The sequence below is a fragment of the Corynebacterium sp. UMB2355A genome (genome assembly GCF_033877495.1).
GTDB lineage: Bacteria > Actinomycetota > Actinomycetes > Mycobacteriales > Mycobacteriaceae > Corynebacterium > Corynebacterium pseudogenitalium.
Map to the genome: position 1 here is coordinate 2,000,051 of NZ_CP138855.1, position 14,716 is coordinate 2,014,766.

A 14,716-nucleotide genomic window follows, 5' to 3' on the forward strand; every position below is an offset into this window, starting at 1 on the left:
GCCAATGTACTTTTTATTTTTTTGATTGCATTGACTTTTGGTTGCGTGCTGTGTGCCATGTTTTGGTGTGTGCCGGCGGTGATGCTTGAACCTATGATTGGGTGTCACTGGTGTGGTGCAGATGCACGGTCATGTTGACTGTATTGGTTGATGTGGTTGTGACTGGTCCTGTTTTGCCCCGTCGGGTTGGGACTGGTTGTTTGTACTTTACAGTTTTTGTAATTTTAGGATTTTGCCAGACACTGGCGATGACTGTTTTGGTTGTTGTTGGTGGTTGGTTTGTTTTTGGTTAGGTTTTCGGGCTTTTCACGGCCTTGTTTCTTTCTGAAATAGTTTTTGTGGAGAGTTTGATCCTGGCTCAGGATGAACGCTGGCGGCGTGCTTAACACATGCAAGTCGAACGGAAAGGCCAGTGCTTGCACTGGTACTCGAGTGGCGAACGGGTGAGTAACACGTGGGTGATCTGCCCTGTACTTCGGGATAAGCTTGGGAAACTGGGTCTAATACCGGATAGGACAACTTTTTGGATATTGTTGTGGAAAGCTTTTGCGGTATGGGATGAGCTCGCGGCCTATCAGCTTGTTGGTGGGGTAATGGCCTACCAAGGCGTCGACGGGTAGCCGGCCTGAGAGGGTGTACGGCCACATTGGGACTGAGATACGGCCCAGACTCCTACGGGAGGCAGCAGTGGGGAATATTGCACAATGGGCGCAAGCCTGATGCAGCGACGCCGCGTGGGGGATGAAGGCCTTCGGGTTGTAAACTCCTTTCGCTAGGGACGAAGCATTTTTGTGACGGTACCTGGAGAAGAAGCACCGGCTAACTACGTGCCAGCAGCCGCGGTAATACGTAGGGTGCGAGCGTTGTCCGGAATTACTGGGCGTAAAGAGCTCGTAGGTGGTTTGTCGCGTCGTTTGTGTAAGTCCACAGCTTAACTGTGGGACTGCAGGCGATACGGGCATAACTTGAGTGCTGTAGGGGAGACTGGAATTCCTGGTGTAGCGGTGAAATGCGCAGATATCAGGAGGAACACCGATGGCGAAGGCAGGTCTCTGGGCAGTAACTGACGCTGAGGAGCGAAAGCATGGGTAGCGAACAGGATTAGATACCCTGGTAGTCCATGCCGTAAACGGTGGGCGCTAGGTGTGAGTCCCTTCCACGGGATTTGTGCCGTAGCTAACGCATTAAGCGCCCCGCCTGGGGAGTACGGCCGCAAGGCTAAAACTCAAAGGAATTGACGGGGGCCCGCACAAGCGGCGGAGCATGTGGATTAATTCGATGCAACGCGAAGAACCTTACCTGGGCTTGACATGTAGCGGATCGCCGCAGAGATGTGGTTTCCCTTGTGGTCGCTATACAGGTGGTGCATGGTTGTCGTCAGCTCGTGTCGTGAGATGTTGGGTTAAGTCCCGCAACGAGCGCAACCCTTGTCTTATGTTGCCAGCACGTAATGGTGGGGACTCATGAGAGACTGCCGGGGTTAACTCGGAGGAAGGTGGGGATGACGTCAAATCATCATGCCCCTTATGTCCAGGGCTTCACACATGCTACAATGGTCGGTACAGCGCGTTTGCTACCTTGTGAGGGGATGCTAATCGCACAAAGCCGGCCTTAGTTCGGATTGGGGTCTGCAACTCGACCCCATGAAGTCGGAGTCGCTAGTAATCGCAGATCAGCAACGCTGCGGTGAATACGTTCCCGGGCCTTGTACACACCGCCCGTCACGTCATGAAAGTTGGTAACACCCGAAGCCAGTGGCCTGTCATGGGAGCTGTCGAAGGTGGGATCGGCGATTGGGACGAAGTCGTAACAAGGTAGCCGTACCGGAAGGTGCGGCTGGATCACCTCCTTTCTAAGGAGTTTTATTTTTTGTTGGCTCACAGTTGTGGGCTTGTTTGTTGGTTGAGTCACCGTAGGTGTGGCTGCCAATTGTTGTTTCCGGGTGGAGACACACCAGCTACAGACTGTCATGCATATGCGTGTGGTGGTTGTGGTTGTGGTTGCAGTGTGGCCGGGTTATGTAGTCAAAAAGAAGTAATAATTATTGTGTGTTGGTGCACTGTTGGGTGTCTGAGGCAGCAGTTGTGTTGTCTTGAATGATTCCGCGTGTTGATCATTGACTGGTTTGGTTGGTGGTTGGTGTGTGGGGTGTGTTGTGTGAGAACTGTATAGTGGACGCGAGCATCTTTATTCTTGTGGAAGAATTTTTTGATTGTAAGTTTGCCTAACAACAAGTGATTGTCATGCTGTTTGTGTGTGGTGGTTGTTTGTTGTTTGTTTGTTGTGTGTTTTTGTTTTGTTACAAGGGCGTACGGTGGATGCCTTGGCATGCTTAGCCGATGAAGGACGTGTGAGGCTGCGTTATGCCTCGGGGAGTTGCCAACAAAGCGTTGATCCGAGGATGTCCGAATGGGGAAACCTGGCACTTGTTATGGAGTGTTACCTGCAGATGAATGTATAGTCTGTGTGGGGGTTACGCGGGGAAGTGAAACATCTCAGTACCCGTAGGAGAAGAAAACAATTGTGATTCTGCTAGTAGTGGCGAGCGAACGTGGATGAGGCTAAACCATGCGTGTGTGATACCTGGCAGGGGTTGCGCGTGTGGTGTTGTGGGCGATGATTGTGGGTATGCTGCCATGTACCCTCATGATGCGGCGTGTTAGCGGAAGTCACCTGGGATGGTGTGCCGGAGAGGGTGAGAGCCCCTGTACGTGAAGGCGTGTCGTGTTGTGGTGATTGTTTGCCCGAGTAGCAGTGGGCTCGTGGAATCTGCTGTGAATCTGCCGGGACCACCCGGTAAGCCTAAATACTAAGTGTGACCGATAGTGGATAAGTACCGTGAGGGAATGGTGAAAAGTACCCCGGGAGGGGAGTGAAAGAGTTCCTGAAACCGTGCGCTTACAATCCGTCAGAGCACCGCGTGTGTGTGATGGCGTGCCTTTTGAAGAATGAGCCTGCGAGTCAGCGGCATGTCGCGAGGTTAACCCGTGTGGGGTAGTCGTAGCGAAAGCGAATCCTAATTGGGTGTTGTAAGTGGCATGTCCTGGACCCGAAGCGGGGTGATCTACCCATGGCCAGTGTGAAGCAGCTGTAAGAGGTTGTGGAGGCGCGAACCCACTTAGGTTGAAAACTGAGGGGATGAGTTGTGGGTAGGGGTGAAAGGCCAATCAAACTCCGTGATAGCTGGTTCTCCCCGAAATGCATTTAGGTGCAGCGTTATAGTAGTTTGCCGGAGGTAGAGCTACTGGTTGGTTGAGCGGGACTATCATCTTAGCAACATCAGCCAAACTCCGAATGCCGGTCAAGTGTTCTATAGCAGTGAGACTGTGGGGGATAAGCTTCATAGTCGAGAGGGAAACAGCCCAGATCGCCGGTTAAGGCCCCTAAGGGTGTACTAAGTGGAAAAGGATGTGGGATTGCGAAGACAGCCAGGAGGTTGGCTTAGAAGCAGCCATCCTTGAAAGAGTGCGTAATAGCTCACTGGTCGAGTGGTTCTGCGCCGACAATGTAGTGGGGCTCAAGTACACCGCCGAAGCCGCGGCATAGTTTTTACTATGGGTAGGGGAGCGTCGTGCATGGGGTGAAGCCATACTGTAAGGGGTGGTGGACTGTGTGCGAGTGAGAATGCAGGCATGAGTAACGAGAGATACGTGAGAATCGTATCCGCTGGATGACTAAGGGTTCCTGGGTCAAGTTCGTCTTCCCAGGGTGAGTCGGGTCCTAAGGCGAGGCCGACAGGCGTAGTCGATGGTCAACGGGTTGATATTCCCGTACCCGTATGCATGCGACAAAGAGTGAAGCGGTGATACTAACCACCCTGAACTGGCAACATGCGCATCCTTTTGGGTGTGTGGTTGTTGGTGATGCGTGGGGCCTGATCCGTGGTAGTTCAGTGATGGGGTGACGCAGTCAGGTAGCCGCGCCAAGTGTTGGATTACTTGGTGTAAGCGTGTGGCACGTCGACTTGTGAAATGCGGTCGATATTTTGTGTGAGGCGTGATGCGTAGCCCAATTGTTGGGTGATGGTGGTGATCCTTTGCTGTCGAGAAAAGCCTCTAGCGATGTGTGTGTATGGCCCGTACCCGAAACCGACACAGGTGGTCAGGTAGAGAATACTAAAGCGGTCGGGTGAACTGTGGTTAAGGAATTCGGCAAATTGCCCCCGTAACTTCGGGAGAAGGGGGGCCCTTGCTGGTTGCATGCCTTTTTCGGTGTGTTGCTGGTGGGGGTCGCAGAGAATAGAGGGGAGCGACTGTTTATCAAAAACACAGGTCCGTGCGAAGACGGTTAAGTTGATGTATACGGACTGACGCCTGCCCGGTGCTGGAAGGTTAAGAGGACCTGTTAGATCCTTGTGGTCGAAGCGGAGAATTTAAGCCCCAGTAAACGGCGGTGGTAACTATAACCATCCTAAGGTAGCGAAATTCCTTGTCGGGTAAGTTCCGACCTGCACGAATGGCGTAACGACTCCCCTGCTGTCTCAACCACAGGCCCGGTGAAATTGCAGTACGAGTAAAGATGCTCGTTTCGCGCGGCAGGACGAAAAGACCCCGGGACCTTCACTATAGCTTGGTATTGGTATTCGGTGCGGTTTGTGTAGGATAGGTGGGAGACTGTGAAGTGGTCACGCTAGTGATTGTGGAGTCGTTGTTGAAATACCACTCTGACCGTAGTGGATGTCTAACCTTGGCCCATGATTTGGGTTGGGGACAGTGCCTGGTGGGTAGTTTAACTGGGGCGGTTGCCTCCCAAAATGTAACGGAGGCGCCCAAAGGTTCCCTCAGCCTGGTTGGCAATCAGGTGGTGAGTGTAAGTGCACAAGGGAGCTTGACTGTGAGACTTACAAGTCGAGCAGGGACGAAAGTCGGGACTAGTGATCCGGCACCTACTTGTGGATGTGGTGTCGCTCAACGGATAAAAGGTACCCCGGGGATAACAGGCTGATCTTCCCCAAGAGTCCATATCGACGGGATGGTTTGGCACCTCGATGTCGGCTCGTCGCATCCTGGGGCTGGAGTAGGTCCCAAGGGTTGGGCTGTTCGCCCATTAAAGCGGCACGCGAGCTGGGTTCAGAACGTCGTGAGACAGTTCGGTCTCTATCCGCCGCGCGCGTTGAAACTTGAAGAAGGCTGTCCCTAGTACGAGAGGACCGGGACGGACGTACCTCTGGTGTGCCAGTTGTTCCGCCAGGAGCAGGGCTGGTTGGCTACGTACGGGAGGGATAACCGCTGAAAGCATCTAAGCGGGAAGCCTGTTTTGAGATGAGGTTTCGTTTGAGGTTCCCTAGAGATGATGGGGTTGATAGGCCGGATTCTGGTAGCACTGTGAGGTGTGTAAGGTGACTGGTACTAATTACACCGAGACTAAAACAAATCACGCAATAGTGTGCATTGTTTATGGTCAAGAGTTTTGAGTGTTCTTCCGCGAAGAAGAGTTGAGTGTTTGCGTCCACTGTGCAGTGTCTGGCATAACATGCCTGTGCTGATATGTGAATATTGTCGTTGTTATCAACAGTATTGTGTTGGCACGATTTTGGTCGTGTCGGTGGTTGATGGCGGCGGGGAAACGCCCGGTCCCTTTCCGAACCCGGTTAGCTAAGCCCGCCCGCGCTGATGGTACTGCACCTGGGAGGGTGTGGGAGAGTAGGTTACCGCCGGCCTATAACTTCATTTTCTTGTGTGTGGTGGGTTCCATTATTCCTGTTGTTGGGGGTGGTGGTACCCACCACACTCTTTTTTGTTGTGTACCCCCCACACAACAAACAAACGGGGATGTATCTAGAGAGGCTTGCGTCGAGAACCCCGCCGCGTTGAGTTGAGAAGTCAGGAGAGGCGGTAGACTTCGTAATCGTTCGGTACACCCGCACCATGGACGTGGTGGAGTCCGAGCCTCAATGCTAAACCGATCGATGCCTCATTAGTGGGGTCGATGATAGCGATGATTGGAAGCTGCGGGAAGCGTTCCTGTGCATTGGCAATCGCCGCTGATGCGGCCTCCTTTGCGTATCCCTGGCCCTGAGATTCAGGGGCGAATCGGTAATAGAGGTTGAGTACCTGTTCACCGGCTTCCTCACTGTGGCGTACTCCAGTAAACCCGATGGTTGTTCCGTCAATCGTGGACACTACGTAGTAGCCAAGACCCTGTTCATCCCAGTTTTCTTGCCATGCGCGCGCCAACTCCTCTGCCTCTTTGCGGTTTTTCATCGCGAGGTCGGGACGGTGTTGATAGGTGCGGGCGTCGGCGTGGATCCTAAAAATGGCGTCTATATCTTGGTCCGTGGGAGGAGTGAGGATAAGGCGAGGGGTGCGAAGGGGAAAAGCATCGTTCATCTTGGAATCTCCGTTCAAAGTGTTAGGCCTCTCAGGCTACCTGGCCTCAATGGCTGAGGCATGGCGCAAGCAATACGCCCCAGGGCTTGAGCATTCCCTGGGGCGTACGCAGAGGCGAGGATGTCGGCCTAAAGAGCTATGAGCTCATTTCTAGACTTCTTGACTAGATCCTCGTCGCGGATAGCTTGCTTGAGGGCGCGCCACTGATTGTCGGGGATGTAGTCCGTGGCTTGTTTGATAACTTCCTCTGAAGGGGTGCCCCACGCGATTGGCATCGGAGTAATCGTTGCCCAGTGTGCCTTGTCGCGGGATGTGCGCTGGCCTCCCACAGCGACGCACGGAACTGCAGCGCCAACCTTAGGAGTGACGCCGGGGATCCGTTGCACCACAGTTGAGGTGAGCGCCCACTCGGCAGGGGACTGCTGGTCAACGACTGTGTTTACTAACGCGGTGAGGGTAACTGTGGTGCCCTTGTCATCGGTGATGACGGCGGGAGAGAGGGGGTTGGCGTCGTAAATTGCTTGGGTACGTGGAACCGCGCGAGGAATAGCAAGACCGACGATCAGCATGATGGTGCCGAAAAAGATAAGGGAGAGGGATCCGAGTAGGCGCCAGGGGGAGGTCGGGTCGACGAGGAACCAGACTATGACGCCCGCGATGAGGCAGACGACGAACAGAGCGATGCTTGAGGTAACGAGGTTCTTGGTATTTCGAATAAGTTCGTTGTGTTCTTTGGCGTATTCTTCGTCGACGTTGAAGCGGAATGGTTGTTCAGTCATAGGCCACAGTCTATAGGCCGCGTTTGAGGTCTGAGGCATCCATGATGCGATAAGCGTAGCCCTGTTCGGCGAGGAAGCGTTGGCGGTGCATGGCGTACTCGGCGTCGAGGGTGTCTCGAGTGACCACGGTGTAGAACAGGACCTCACTGCTGTCCGGCTTGGGTCGAAGGAGTCGGCCGAGGCGCTGGGCCTCTTCTTGGCGGGAACCGAAGGTGCCAGAGACCTGGATTCCCACGGCTGCCTGGGGGAGGTCGATGGAGAAGTTCGCCACCTTCGATACGACGAGGGTGCGGAGCTCGCCTTGGCGGAAGCGCTCGAAGGCTTCTTCGCGGGCTTTGGTGCTGGTGCGGCCGTCGATGAGTGGGGCGTCGATCTGCTGTGCAATGGTGCGCAGGTGGTCGACGTAAGCTCCGATGATGAGCGTCGGTTCGCCCTCGTGGCGGGCGAGAATGTCCTTGACCGTCGAGAGCTTGGCTGATGCGGTGGCGGCCAGGCGGTAGCGCTCGCGTGCGGAGGCCGTCGCGTAGCTGAGGCGCTCTTCTTCCGTGAGCGTGGTGCGGACCTCGATGCATTCGGCGGTGGCGATGAAGCCTGCCATTTCGAGTTCTTTCCAGGGGGCGTCGTAACGCTTGGGGCCGATGAGGGAGAAGACGTCGTCTTCGCGGCCGTCCTCGCGGATGAGCGTTGCGGTCAGGCCGAGACGGCGGCGGGACTGGAGGTCGGCCGCCATGCGGAAAACGGGGGCGGGGAGGAGGTGGACTTCGTCGTAGATGATGAGGCCCCAGTCGGTGGTGTCGAAAAGCTCGAGGGCGCGGTATTCGCCTTTCGTTTTCCGGGTGACGACCTGGTAGGTCGCGATGGTGACCGGGCGGATCTCCTTCTTTTCGCCGGAGTACTCACCGATTTCTTCCGGGGTGAGCGTGGTGCGGCGCAGCAGCTCATCGCGCCACTGCCGCCCGGCGATAGTGTTGGTTACAAGGATCAGCGTGGTCGTCTCTGCCTGCGCCATCGCGGCGGCGCCAACGATGGTTTTGCCCGCACCGCACGGCAGGACCACCACGCCTGAGCCGCCCTCCCAGAATGCTTGAGCGGCGTACTGCTGGTAGTCGCGAAGCTCCCAACCGTCAAAGTCGAGCGCGATTGGGTGGGATTCGCCGTCGACGTATCCGGCGTGGTCCGCCACCGGCCAGCCCGTCTTGATCAGTTCTTGTTTGATGCGCCCGCGTGCAGACGGGTGTACGCCTACCGTGTGCGCGTCGAAGCGCTGGCCAAGAAACGGGATGATGTTCTTGTTGCGCGTAATCTCATCCAGGATTGGGGGCTCTTCCGTGGTGAGGATGAGCCCGCGTTGTGGATCGTTGAGTAGGCTGACGCGTCCGTAGCGCGCCATCGTCTCCGCAATGTCGATGAGGAGCGACTGGGGGACGGGGAACCGGGAATAGCGCTCGAGGACATCGATTGCGGTCTCGGCGTCGAAGCCGGTGGCGCGGGCATTCCACAGCGCAAGTGGGGTGATGCGGTAGGTATGGACGTGCTCGGGGGCGCGCTCGAGTTCAGCGAATGGGGAAAGCGCTGCGCGAGCTTTCGCCGCGTCCGGGTGCGCGATTTCAAGCAGTACGGTTTTATCGGACTGCACGATCAGTGGGCCGTCCCCAAACGTCATTGTTGGACCTTTCTTTCTACACCAGCGTCACAGTGATTACGCGCCGCAGTGGTATGCGGATCACGCGCTGCGTGGCCGTGTCCTGCGCATCAATGACGCCGACACTCACCGTCAACGGGATGACCGTTAGGGTGTGCTGCGCGCCCTGCGAGTCCGCGTACTCAACCTTGACGCGGCGACGGGCGCGGGCTGCTGCACGAAGCATATCAGTCGTTGACGTTTCGCTGACCCCGGAAGGTTGGCTTGTATCCGAGTTGAGGGCCGCAACAATCTTATCGACGTCCCCTTTGCTCAGAGAGGCGGTTCGGGGGAGCGAGGACGGTGTTGCTCGCACCAGTGTTGGTTCCTCCGCAAGTGTGATGGAGGCGCCGTGGTCGTCTTCGGCGGTTGGCTGCAGGCCCGCGGCTTGCAACTCGTGGAGCAAGCGTGGCAGCGGAAGCGGGCTGACGGCGACGGTCGGCGCCAAGATCCGCAGATCGGCGTGCTCAGCCGCCACGGCGAGGAGGGCAGGGTCGGCGCAGCGGATGTAGCTCAGCGCGCTGCCGGCGCGGATTGCGCCGTGGGTGCGGGAGAGATCATCGATAAGGAAGGTGATGGCCTGCGGAACCTCGCCCATGATGTGCTGTTTAAACCATGTGTGCAGTGAGTCGGCGTCGTGCCCACGGTCGAGGGCGCGCTTCAGGGAGGCGTCGCTGATGCGCCACATGCTGGCAAGGCCCGGCGATTCAAGGTCGGCGATATCTTCGACGACGGCGGCGGTCGCCGCATCGAGCGGCCCCGGGGCGAGCAGTGTCATGTCGCCCTGCGCGATGAGTTGCGAGACCTCCGCGGGGACGAGCTGCTTCGTAGCCTCGACGACGTCGCCGTCGTCGAGGAGCGCAAGCAGCGGTGTCGACGCCGAGCTCCCCACGCCGCCAATCGCGCCGACGAATGCGGCTTCGGCGATGGTGGCGTCGATAAGTTGGGGTGAGAAATTCGCTGCCATGAGCGGTACGTGGAACAGTAATCGAGCCTCCTGGTCGGGGCCCGCGTACTCGACGATGCGCCTCCGGGCGTGCCTGACGTCGGGGTTGTGGGTGGGCTCGGAAAGGAGGCGGTGCTCCGGTGTCTTGTCGGTGCGCCAGGGCGAGGCGAGCCAGCCGGCGAGGAGGATAGCCCACTGGTCGGCGAGTGTGGCGTCCAGCCAGGAAAGAGCGTCGTGGGTGGCCGCGAGTACGTCGGCCTCGTCGGTGCTTCCGCGGCCGAGAAGGCCGGCGGATTCGCCCGTGGTAATGAGGAGCGCAGGATCGAAACCGAGGGCCTGCGTTAACCCCGCATGTGCGCGGACCCCCAGGGAGCCGTCCTTGTTCAGTGCGACCGGGGACTCAAGTAACAGGAGCAGTAGCTGGCGGAGCTTGCGCACCGCGTCGAGGCCCGCGCCAGTAGCGTTGCGGTCGATCGTCGGCTGATCTGGATCGTTGACGGCAGGGGCGTGCTCGGGGAACTCGCGCGGTGGCAGGCCACGGAGGACGTCGCGGACGGGGCGAGGTAGGCGAACCGTTGTGGCGTCGACGCGGATGAGCAGCCCTTTCGCAATGAGTGTTGCAACTGGCGTCGTGGGATCCGCGTCCGCCGCGGCGGCCCTCGTCGTGCCGACGGAACCTGACGCCGCTAGCGTATCCAGCACTGAGCGCTCGCGGGCGCTGAGTCCTTCCAGCAGCCCGTCGAGGTTCGGTGGGGCCTGGTCCCCGAGGCGCCAGCCCGACGGCAGCGCGGAAAGTGCCCCTGGTGCGACCCGTACAGCAGTATCCGGGCCATAGATGAGCGCCATCGCACGGAGACGCTCGACGGCCCCGGGAACACGCGCTGCGGGGACACTGTTGGTGTCGACGGGAGAGAGCTCGGCGCCGACGTCCCCGAGCGCTTCCAGAAGCCGCAACTCGGCAGCGTTGAGACGGCGTAACGCTCGTGCTGCAGACCCAGCCAGCGACAGCCGCGTCCCCAGCGAACCCCAGGATGGCGGGGTGGGGTAAAAGGCGTCTGGCCTGAGATAAATGAGCTCCCGGAGTTGTTCGGGGCGCATCGTGCGGAGCGCTTCCTGGAACGTAGTCATAGCGTTGGCTAGTGTACGTGCGATTTTTGTCCAGGCGTGAAAGAATAGTACGCATGGCTAAAGACGTAGAGAAGATCGGTCGCGCGAACCCGGCGTGGCCCACCAACACCCCTGGTAATGGTTCGCCTGTCACCGAGCTGTCCTCGCAGCTTACCGGTGCATCTAGCCCGTTTGGGGACGAGCTCGTGCTCCCACTCCCGGCGGAAGAAATCGGGTACGTCCACCCAACGACGCGAATCAACCGCTAAGTGTTCAACCTTTTGGCCAGCCCTGAAAGAGTGGGCTGGCCAGTCCCTATGCCCCTTTCATAAAGCAAAACAAACGTGCCCGCCACAAGCTTTCTGTGGCGGGCACGTTCTATTGAGTGCTTAGCGGTTCAGCAGTGCTGCGCCGATAGCGGCGAGATCGCCCGAGCGAACAGCGTTGATCAGTGCAGCGTTCTGGCTGTAGAACGCATCGTAGTTCGCGCGGTTCGCAGCGTAGGACTGCTGGATGTGCGCCGGAATCGCGAAACCATAGTTGCTCAGGGAGCTGCCGAGCTGACGGTACAGGGCGTCAACTGGGTTCTCTGCCTGGCGCTGGGCTGCGTCCGGGGATGCAACGGCAGCGCGTGCAGGAGCAGGTGCCGGTGAGACAGCCTGTGCGTCGCGATTTGTCGCAGCGGAGTTCAGTCCAAGGCGAGCGGAGCATGCTGGCCATGCGCCCCAACCCTGCTGTGCCAGGGTGCGCTCTGCAACGATGATCTGCTGCTCACGGGTTGCCAGGTTCGCGGTTGGAGCGAACTGGCCGCCACCGAATGCCTGCCAGGTGGACGCGGAGAACTGCAGGCCGCCGTGGTAGCCGTTGCCGGTGTTGATTGCCCAGTTGCCGCCGGACTCGCACTGTGCGAGACGGTCCCAGTCAGAGTCAGGCGCTGCCGTGGCCTCTGGGGCCATCAGTCCAGCGAACGCCGCGGTTGCGGCTGCGCCGGCGAGTGCCTTCTTGGTCAGGGAAGTGGTCTGCTTGGAATGGCGTCCCATGAAAATACGATGTCCTCTCTTGTTGTCGCTTGCGAAGTAAGCTGTCGGGTTCGGGCTGAGGTGTCCGGTTGCAGTAGCAACTTCACCCCAAGGAAGCTCCGGGAGGGAGTTTCCGAAGGTTGGGTCCTCCGCTTCTGTTCTTTGTGTAATTGTGCGAGGCGAACAGAACTCAGCGTGCCTCGTTTTCTTGCTGCGGGACAGCCTAACGCTTTATAACGATTTAGTCACGCTCCGGGCACTTTTTGGGGTTGGTGTCGCGGACGCGGGGAGACTGGTAGGGCTGTTTGTCCTGTTCACGAGCCAAATTGGCGCGAGTGTGATTTGTGGCACTTTCTTTCGTGTTGGGGCTCGAACGGGCGATACGACTATGATGGATAGCCACTGCTGAGTCTGCATAGAGAACAGAGAAGGAACGAAGACTAATGCCAATTGGAAAGGTGAAGTGGTTCGACGCCGACAAGGGCTTCGGCTTCGCATCCAACCCTGGAGACGACGACGTATTTATTTCTAAGTCGGTGCTCCCGGATGGTGTGGATGAGCTTGTGCCTGGACAGCGCATCGAGTTCGACTTTGCCGCAGGCCGAAAGGGCCCGCAGGCGCTGCGCGTCGCCATCTTGGAGACGCCGAAGCGTCGCCCCGTGCACCGTAGGAAGCCAGAAGAACTCGGAAGCATGCTTGCCGATGTGATGACGCTCATCGAGTCCGACGTGCAACCGGCGTTGACGGCTGGGCGCTACCCTGAGCGCAAAGAGGCTCGACAGGTTGCGGGCATCCTGCGCGCAGTGGCGAAGGAGCTTGACGCCTAAGCGTTATTCAAACGCGACCGACCATGTGGCGACCACCGGGATTTCTTCCCCGTGGTCGTCATTTTTTACAGCCAGCGTCGAGACTTCAGCAACGAGGAGTTTCGCCCCGCCTTCTTTGACGGCAGAAGCGGTCTCTTCGGTGGTTTCGCCCGCCTGGTGGAGGCGCTCTTCGTTGGCGGAGGGGTCGTCGTAAATGAGGAGGAGGCGCCAGCTGCCCGCAGCGATGTCTGGGTCGATGCGGAATGTGAGTTCGTCGGAGCCATCACGTGTGAGTGCCGGTGGCTCACCGCCGTCACATTGTTCATCGAGGGGGCAGAGCGTGTAGGGGGCGATCTCGTGCTCGCCGTCGGATGCAGTGACGTGAATCCGAAGGTCTTCTACGGGAAGACCTGGCTGCGAGCGCTGCCAGTTCATGAACGCGTACACCCCAGCGAGCAGGATAGCGACGGCGAGAACTGTCGCACCGAGTTGGAGTGCAAGGCGAGAGGAAGCACGGCGGGAAGCAGTCATGAGCGAAATTCTACTGGGAAGGGACCAACCGGACGCGGTAGAGGTCGGGCCAACGCTTGCCGGTGAGGTAAAACTCGTCGGTGCCAGGGATATGCGCGATCCCGTTGAGCACATTGTTTATTTCTTCGTCGGCGTTGTTGGGAAGAGACGACGCATCGATCCTGGCCGTGACGTGGCCGGAGGTGGCGTCGATACGCACGATGTCGGTGGTTGTGAAGATGTTTGCGTAGACGTCGTCGCCGACGCACTCCAACTCGTTGAGACCCTCGACGGGTTTGCCTTGGTCGGTGACTTCGAACCGCGCAAGCTCGGCGAGCGTGTCCGGGTCCATGCGGCGCAGCTCGGCGGAACCGTCGGAGAAAATAAGTGCATCATCGGTGGCGCACAGCCCCCACCCTTCGCCGTCGTAGTGGGCGGTATCGACAGTTGCTAGGGACGCTGCATCGCGGCGAAACGCAGTGCCCTCCTGCCACGTCAGCTGCCAAAGCGAATCTCCGACGCGGGTCATGCCTTCGCCGAAGAACACGTCCGGCAAGGCAACCTCGCCCAACACGTCGCCTTCTGTCGTGAGCCGATACATGCCGGACGCTCCGTATTGGCCGGTACTGACGAGGAGTGTGCCGTCCTCATCGACTTCGAGGCCCTGGGTGAACAGGGCAGGGTCGTAGTCGTAGCGTTGTACGATTTCGGGTTTCAGCTGCTCCACCTCGGTGGCAGCTTCATCGCAACCACTCACGGTGAGCAGCACCAAAGGACACATCAGGATGGACCAAAACCGTCGGGAGTGAACACGCATACGTCCATCATGCAGCATTTCCCCAGAAATGGGCCATAATGGAGAGCGTGTCTCAGAACAAGAACTCTTCACCACTGCTGAGCGACAAAGCAATTGAGGTCGCGCGAGAGGCCATCCTCGAGATCGCGGAAGGCGAGGTCGGCGCGCACATCGGTGTCGCTGGGCTCTCGAGCAACGTGGCCACGCACCGCTTCGAAGCGAGCGTGCCTGGCTACAACGGGTGGGAATGGAACGCGGTCGTCGCGTGTGCCACGGGCTCAACATGGGTGACCGTCAACGAGGTCGCGCTCATGCCGGCTCGCGACGCGCTGCAGGCGCCGGACTGGGTGCCGTACTCCGAGCGTCTTCGCCCCGGCGACCTCGGCCCCGGCGACATCATGGAGCCAGCGCCTGACGACGAGCGCCTGACCACAGACTCCTTTGCAAAGGATGCAGTGACGTTCCCAGGCAGGGAAACTGACCACTACCTCACGCAAGAAGGCCTCAATGCGGCGAAGACGCGGTGGCGGAAGGGCAAGTTTGGCCCTAATTCTGCGTTCGCCGAGCAGGCAACGCTGCACTGCCGGACCTGCGCGTTCTACATCCCGATGGAGCACCCAGTGGGGGAGAACTTCGGAGTGTGCACCAACGAATACTCAGCTGATGGCCGCATCGTCGCTGCATCCTACGGCTGCGGTGCCCACGCAGATACCAAGGCGCCGCGCCACGACGGGAAGTAACCC

10 protein-coding genes, 3 rRNA genes and 1 riboswitch are annotated in these 14,716 nt (G+C 58.6%); of the genes, 6 read left to right on the forward strand and 7 right to left on the reverse strand.

Features of this window, described 5'->3' with window-relative positions:
- The first annotated feature begins 335 nt into the window (after positions 1 to 335).
- The 3 genes from R0V12_RS09485 (at position 336) to rrf (ending at position 5,659) form a co-directional block, all read left to right on the forward strand.
- Positions 336 to 1,852: ribosomal RNA gene (locus tag R0V12_RS09485) — 16S ribosomal RNA — on the forward strand.
- Between the two features lie 439 nt (positions 1,853 to 2,291).
- Positions 2,292 to 5,374, forward strand: a 23S ribosomal RNA gene (locus R0V12_RS09490).
- Positions 5,375 to 5,540: 166 nt separating this feature from the next.
- Positions 5,541 to 5,659, forward strand: a 5S ribosomal RNA gene (rrf, locus tag R0V12_RS09495).
- Together the 16S, 23S and 5S rRNA genes form the textbook arrangement of a ribosomal RNA operon.
- 163 nt (positions 5,660 to 5,822) lie before the next feature.
- Here the strand turns inward: rrf and R0V12_RS09500 are convergent.
- The 4 genes from R0V12_RS09500 to R0V12_RS09515 all read right to left on the reverse strand — a co-directional run bounded on the left by R0V12_RS09500 (position 5,823) and on the right by R0V12_RS09515 (position 10,863).
- Positions 5,823 to 6,329 carry a GNAT family N-acetyltransferase gene (locus tag R0V12_RS09500; protein ID WP_320072531.1) on the reverse strand — a complete coding sequence of 169 codons (507 nt, stop codon included), beginning with the start codon at positions 6,327 to 6,329 and terminating at the stop codon, positions 5,823 to 5,825.
- Between the two features lie 128 nt (positions 6,330 to 6,457).
- The gene (locus R0V12_RS09505) at positions 6,458 to 7,108 is read right to left on the reverse strand and encodes a DUF3239 domain-containing protein (RefSeq protein ID WP_320072532.1); all 651 of its coding nucleotides are present in this window, start codon (positions 7,106 to 7,108) and stop codon (positions 6,458 to 6,460) included.
- Between the two features lie 10 nt (positions 7,109 to 7,118).
- Positions 7,119 to 8,771, reverse strand: a complete 1,653-nt coding sequence (locus tag R0V12_RS09510; RefSeq protein WP_320072533.1) for a DNA repair helicase XPB — start codon at positions 8,769 to 8,771, stop codon at positions 7,119 to 7,121.
- A 16-nt stretch (positions 8,772 to 8,787) separates the two neighbouring features.
- Complete coding sequence (locus tag R0V12_RS09515) at positions 8,788 to 10,863, reverse strand: helicase-associated domain-containing protein (protein WP_320072534.1); 2,076 nt, start codon at positions 10,861 to 10,863, stop codon at positions 8,788 to 8,790.
- A 53-nt stretch (positions 10,864 to 10,916) separates the two neighbouring features.
- Here R0V12_RS09515 and R0V12_RS09520 point away from each other — a divergent pair, with 53 nt between their 5' ends.
- Entirely contained in the window at positions 10,917 to 11,111 is a 195-nt protein-coding gene (locus tag R0V12_RS09520) for a hypothetical protein (protein ID WP_070362866.1), read from the forward strand.
- A 120-nt stretch (positions 11,112 to 11,231) separates the two neighbouring features.
- Here the strand turns inward: R0V12_RS09520 and R0V12_RS09525 are convergent, their stop codons facing one another.
- The gene (locus R0V12_RS09525) at positions 11,232 to 11,882 is read right to left on the reverse strand and encodes a resuscitation-promoting factor Rpf1 domain-containing protein (RefSeq protein ID WP_070362865.1); all 651 of its coding nucleotides are present in this window, start codon (positions 11,880 to 11,882) and stop codon (positions 11,232 to 11,234) included.
- 11 nt (positions 11,883 to 11,893) lie between these two features.
- Positions 11,894 to 12,067: riboswitch (cyclic di-AMP (ydaO/yuaA leader) on the reverse strand.
- Between the two features lie 237 nt (positions 12,068 to 12,304).
- On the opposite strand from R0V12_RS09525, the gene R0V12_RS09530 reads away from it, so the two are divergent.
- A complete protein-coding gene (locus R0V12_RS09530) occupies positions 12,305 to 12,688 on the forward strand; it encodes a cold-shock protein (RefSeq protein WP_070362863.1) in 384 nt (127 codons plus the stop codon).
- Positions 12,689 to 12,691: 3 nt separating this feature from the next.
- Here R0V12_RS09530 and R0V12_RS09535 read toward each other — a convergent pair whose 3' ends face one another.
- Together R0V12_RS09535 and R0V12_RS09540 are read right to left on the reverse strand one after the other, a co-directional pair.
- The gene (locus R0V12_RS09535) at positions 12,692 to 13,198 is read right to left on the reverse strand and encodes a DUF2771 domain-containing protein (RefSeq protein WP_320072535.1); all 507 of its coding nucleotides are present in this window, start codon (positions 13,196 to 13,198) and stop codon (positions 12,692 to 12,694) included.
- Positions 13,199 to 13,208: 10 nt separating this feature from the next.
- Positions 13,209 to 13,994, reverse strand: a complete 786-nt coding sequence (locus tag R0V12_RS09540) for a glutaminyl-peptide cyclotransferase (protein WP_320072536.1) — start codon at positions 13,992 to 13,994, stop codon at positions 13,209 to 13,211.
- Between the two features lie 47 nt (positions 13,995 to 14,041).
- Here R0V12_RS09540 and R0V12_RS09545 point away from each other — a divergent pair, with 47 nt between their 5' ends.
- On the forward strand, positions 14,042 to 14,713 hold the full coding sequence (locus R0V12_RS09545; protein ID WP_369822037.1) for a DUF3027 domain-containing protein: 672 nt from the start codon (positions 14,042 to 14,044) through the stop codon (positions 14,711 to 14,713).
- Positions 14,714 to 14,716: the final 3 nt, after the last annotated feature.